We start from the raw sequence: 4,827 nt of genomic DNA on the forward strand, positions 1-4,827 counted from the left end.
CCTGGCATGCCGATCGGTCTGATCGAGCAGCGCTTGCGTGAAGACCTGGCCAACAATCTCAGGGGGGTGCAGATGGAGGCGCAGCGGCGGGCAGGCCTGATCTGACCGGTGACCGATCGGCGTGCGAGCGCAGAGGGTAATGCCGCAGTGCAGGCTGCGAGATGCGGCAGAACCGAGGGTTGGATTCTGAGCAGGCTTCGTGAGCGTTCCGGCAAGGGTGCGGAATGGTGTGCGGATCCACAACACGGTGAATCAACTCGAAGAGTCCAAACCTTCGGTTTGTTGTTGATACCCCCAAGGGGATTCGAACCCCTGTCGCCTCCGTGAAAGGGAGGTGTCCTAGGCCTCTAGACGATGGGGGCGAGGCCACAACCGCACCGGCCTTATGGGGCCCCTGCGCTGCTCGATGGACGCTACGGGCCGGGGTGTCCCTTCGTCAAGGCGGGCTGCATCTGACCGCTCCACACCGGCACGGTGAAGTGGAAGCAGGCCCCCTCGCCAGGCTCCGACACCACCCAGATGCGTCCGCCGTGCACTTCGGCGATGCGGCGACAGACCGACAGCCCGACCCCGTAGCCGGGTGCACTGGCGGATGTCTGGGGCAGACGCACCCGGTCGAGAAAGATCCGCTGCTGCTCCTCGCTGGGGATGCCGGGGCCGCTGTCGCAGATGCTCACCTGCACCCAATGGCTGGTGCGGTGCAGCAGGGTGAGACTGACCCGGCCGCCCTCCGGGGTGAACTTCAGGGCGTTCTCCAGCAGGTTGAGAAACACCTGCCGCATGCGCCGCTGATCGGCGTACACATCGGGCAGGTCGGCCGGGATATCGGTGATCAGCTCGAGCTGGCGGCCGATCCAGAGCTTCTCCAGTTCGAGGATCGCCTCGGCGGCCACCTTGCCGAGGTCCAGCCGCTGGGGGTTGAAGAGGGCTTCCCAGCGGGTGGTTCCCACCTCCAGCAGATCCTTGGAGAGCTCCTGGATGTCGTCGAGGCGCCGCTTCAGCACGTCGAGAAAGCGCCGCACGTCGATCTGGCCGAGCTCGTGGCTCTGCAGGGCCAGCTTGGCGGCGGTGAGGGGCGTGCGCAGTTCGTGGGCCACCATGCGCAGCAGCCGCTCCTGCACCCCCAGCCGTTCGATCAGCGTCTCGTTCTCCTGGCGCAGCACCAGCAGCTGGTCCTCGAGCTGCAGTTNCCGTCGGGTGCGGCTGCCATCGGTCTCGGCGGGCCGCAGGCTCAGCCCCAGACTGGTGACCACCTCCATCTGCTGCCAGCGGGGCAGCCAGCTGCGCAGCTTCTGGCTGATCGAGCTGCCGGCGATCACCTGGCGAGGCGGCGGATCGAGCTTGACCAGAGCCGGTGTGGCCACCAGCCGATGCAGTTCGAGCAACTCCGGCTGGCGGGCAGGATCGGCCACCTCCAGACTCACATCGAAGCCGCAGTCCTCGCTGTTGAGAAACTGCAGCAGTCCTCGCAGATCGCTGCCGGCCAGATGCTGTGGGGCTGCCACCAGCAGCAGCTTCAGGGGCTGGCGGGCGGGCGGTGGGGCCGGGGTGGGAGCGACGGAGGCGGTCACACGCTCACCCTATGGACTTCCGGACGATCCGGCCCGTCCTGGCTATGACGGTGGTGTTGCTGCAACGGGCGGGGCACCGCCTGCGGGAGGCCGCCTTGGCTGCACCAGAGCATCTGCCCCAGTCCCTGGTGAGCCGTGTGATTCCCAGCCGGATCCAGCTCGACAGCAGCCTGCGTCGCTGGTTTGCACGCAACCTCGGGTTGTGGCGCTCGCGCCGGCTCTATTTCTTCGCCGATGGCGAGGCGCTCCGGGTCGACATGATGCTGCGGGTCGAGGCCTTCTCCGAACCGGTGGAAGGGGAGTCGGCCTACCGCTTCACCTGGTGGCCCGAAAACGACTTCGAGTTCTTCGAGCGACATCCACGTTTCGTGCCCACCGGCACCATGGAGGCCTACCTGTGCGGGCATCAGCTGCGTCGCAGCCGCGGCTACCTCTGCGGCAGCCCCACCAAGAGCCAGATCCGCCAGGTGGATGAACATGAGCTGATCTTCGAGTCGCACTATCAGGAGTGGGACATCCTCGAGCACATCCGGCTTGTCGACCAGGACCGCTACCGGGCTCGCTCGATCTACTCCTGGAAAGACGGAGTTCTGGAGCTGGCCGAAACCCACCATGAGATCCGCGTGGAGGAGGCCGGGGCCACCCTGCCCTGATGCATCAGCATGGAGCGAGTTGTCGCTCGCGTCTGTGACCTCGCTGCCCCATCCCTTCCGGCCGCTGCTCTACTCCCTCGCCCTGCTGCTGCCGGTGGTGATGCCGCTTCTGGTGCTGGCCGCGCCCGCCCAGGCCGCTCCCGCCAGCGAGGCCGAGATGAATCTCTACACCCGCATCGCTGCGGTGAATGTCTGCCTGGCCCGGGCTGCCGGTGTGGAGTTTGACAAGGCGGTGGGCATCGCCGGGGAAACCATCGCCCAGGTGATTCAGGGCCAGCACGGCGGTGCGATCGTGCAGGTGGGCCCCAAGCCTCTCAGCCTGGAGGAGCTGCGTCGGGGTTCGATCAATTCCGCGGTGATCGGTGCAGTGGAGGTGTGCCCTAACCAGGTGCCGGCCGATGTGGTGAAGCGGGTGCAGGAAGCGCTCAAGAGCCAGCCGGATGCCAAGACTCCGGATGCCAAGACTCCGGATGCCAAGGCACCGGCTGCCAAGAGCACGGGCAAGGGCAAGTGAAGGCCGCGCGGGGGGCGGCTGGGGCAGGATCCACATCAGCCTGACCGTGCCCCCATGGCCACCCCTGCCGCGGCCACCGTGCATCTCGCCGACTACACGCCGGCGCCCTACCGGATCCCCCGCACCGAGCTGTGCTTCCGCCTGGGGAGCCACGGCACCATGGTGGCGTCCCGGCTCGAGCTGGAACCCAATCCCGTCGCGGCTTCTGGTCCGTTGCTGCTGTGGGGGCTCGACCTGGAGTTGCTCGAGCTGAAGCTCGATGGCGAGCCACTGCCCGCCGAAGCCTTTGTGCTGAAACCGGATCATCTGCTCCTCCCGCAGCCGCCCCGCCGGCCTTTCGTGCTGGAGACCCTGGTCCGGATCCATCCGGAAACCAACTCCACCCTCGAGGGGCTCTATGTGAGCGGCGGGCTGTTCACCAGCCAGTGCGAGGCCGAGGGTTTCCGGCGCATCACCTTCCATCCCGACCGTCCCGACCTGCTCAGCCGTTTCCGGGTGCGGATCGAGGCGGATCTGGAGACCTGCCCCGTGCTCCTCTGCAACGGCAACTGCATCGAGACCGGCGGGCTGCCACCCGAACCAGGCGCCGCCGCTGTGACGCCGCCGACCCGGCATTACGCGATCTGGGACGACCCCTTCCCCAAGCCCTCCTATCTCTTCGCCCTGGTGGCGGGTCGGTTGGAGGAGGTGCGCGACCGCTTCACCACCGCCAGCGGCCGCGAGGTGGCCCTCCGCATCCATGTGGAGCCCGGCGATGCCCCCTACACCGCCCATGCGATGGCCTCCCTGAAACGAGCCATGGCCTGGGATGAACAGCGCTATGGGCTTGAATACGACCTTGATGAGTACAACATCGTTGCGGTGCGCCATTTCAATATGGGCGCCATGGAAAACAAAAGTCTCAATATCTTCAACTCCAAGCTTGTTCTCGCCGATGCTGAAACGGCGACAGATGCCGAGCTCGAGCGGATCGAGAGCGTGATCGCGCATGAGTATTTCCACAATTGGACCGGCAACCGCATCACCTGTCGTGACTGGTTTCAGTTGTCGCTGAAAGAAGGCCTCACGGTGTTTCGTGACCAGAGCTTCACGGAGGATCTGCATGGTGCGGCGCTCAATCGCATTGAAAATGTGGCGCTGCTGCGCAATACCCAGTTTCGCGAGGATGCCGGTCCTACGGCGCATCCCGTGCAGCCTGATTCCTACCAGGCGATCGATAATTTTTACACCACTACGATCTATGAAAAGGGCGCCGAACTGATCCGCATGCTCCATACCGTGCTGGGCGAGGAGACGTTCATGCGGGGCATGGCGCTCTACGTGCAGCGGCATGACGCTGCGCCGCCACCTGTGATGACTTCCTGCAGGCCATGCAGGATGCGGTCGGGGGCCCGCCACCCTTCGACTCGATCAGTTCCGCCGCTGGTATCACCAGGCCGGCACACCCGTGCTGCAGATCCAGCGTCACTGGGATGGCGATGCCGGCGTGCTGGAGCTGCAGATCCACCAGCACACCCCCCCACTCCTGGTCAGCACCGGAAGCATCCCGTGGTGATTCCCCTCGCCCTGGGGTTGATCGATCAGGCCGGCACCGAGCTGCCGCTGCAGCTCGAGGGGGAGCCCGCCCCCAGCCCGGGAACCCGTCTGCTGGTGATCGATCGGGAGGAGCAGAGCCTGCGCCTGGTGGGGCTGCCACGTCGTCAGCATCCACCGGCCCTGTCGCTGCTGCGGCAGTTCTCGCACCGGTGAAGCTGGATCTCGGGCGTCCCGCCGCCGAACTGGTGCACCTGCTGGCGGCTGATCACGATCCCTTCGCCCGCTGGGATGCGGGCCAGGCGCTGCTGCGCCGCACGCTGCTGGCACGGGCCGCGGGGCAGCCCGACGCTCAGTCGGAGGAGGAGCTCATCGACGCCTTCGGCCGGATCCTGGCCGACCCCTCGCTCTCGGAAGCCAGTCGCAGTGTGCTGCTGGCTCTGCCGGGCCTGGCGGCTTTCCAGCACCATCTGGGGCAGCTTTCCAGTTCGATGGCGGAGCAGCGCTATGCCGAGGCCGGGTTCATATCGACAATCCGGACATCGTGCGGCTGCGC

At 66.2% G+C, this 4,827-nt stretch carries 3 protein-coding genes, 1 tRNA gene and 2 pseudogenes; 4 read left to right on the plus strand and 2 right to left on the minus strand.

Going from position 1 to position 4,827, the window contains the following annotated elements; genetic code table 11:
* Positions 1-105, plus strand: a pseudogene (locus SYNGFB01_RS09770) (oligoketide cyclase); the annotation flags it as partial.
* A gap of 184 nt (positions 106-289) precedes the next feature.
* Here SYNGFB01_RS09770 and SYNGFB01_RS09775 read toward each other — a convergent pair.
* Positions 290-362 (minus strand) — tRNA-Glu (locus SYNGFB01_RS09775).
* 51 nt (positions 363-413) lie between these two features.
* Positions 414-1,571, minus strand: a complete 1,158-nt coding sequence (locus SYNGFB01_RS09780) for a histidine kinase (protein ID WP_048017875.1) — start codon at positions 1,569-1,571, stop codon at positions 414-416.
* A 113-nt stretch (positions 1,572-1,684) separates the two neighbouring features.
* Here SYNGFB01_RS09780 and SYNGFB01_RS09785 point away from each other — a divergent pair, with 113 nt between their 5' ends.
* The 3 genes and pseudogenes from SYNGFB01_RS09785 to pepN all read left to right on the plus strand — a co-directional run.
* Entirely contained in the window at positions 1,685-2,224 is a 540-nt protein-coding gene (locus tag SYNGFB01_RS09785; protein WP_048017485.1) for a hypothetical protein, read from the plus strand.
* A gap of 19 nt (positions 2,225-2,243) precedes the next feature.
* Positions 2,244-2,738, plus strand: a complete 495-nt coding sequence (locus SYNGFB01_RS09790; RefSeq protein WP_235300097.1) for a cAMP phosphodiesterase — start codon at positions 2,244-2,246, stop codon at positions 2,736-2,738.
* A 54-nt stretch (positions 2,739-2,792) separates the two neighbouring features.
* Positions 2,793-4,735: pseudogene (pepN, locus tag SYNGFB01_RS09795) on the plus strand (aminopeptidase N); the annotation flags it as partial.
* Positions 4,736-4,827: the final 92 nt, after the last annotated feature.

It is taken from the genome of Synechococcus sp. GFB01 (assembly GCF_001039265.1).
GTDB lineage: Bacteria > Cyanobacteriota > Cyanobacteriia > PCC-6307 > Cyanobiaceae > NIES-981.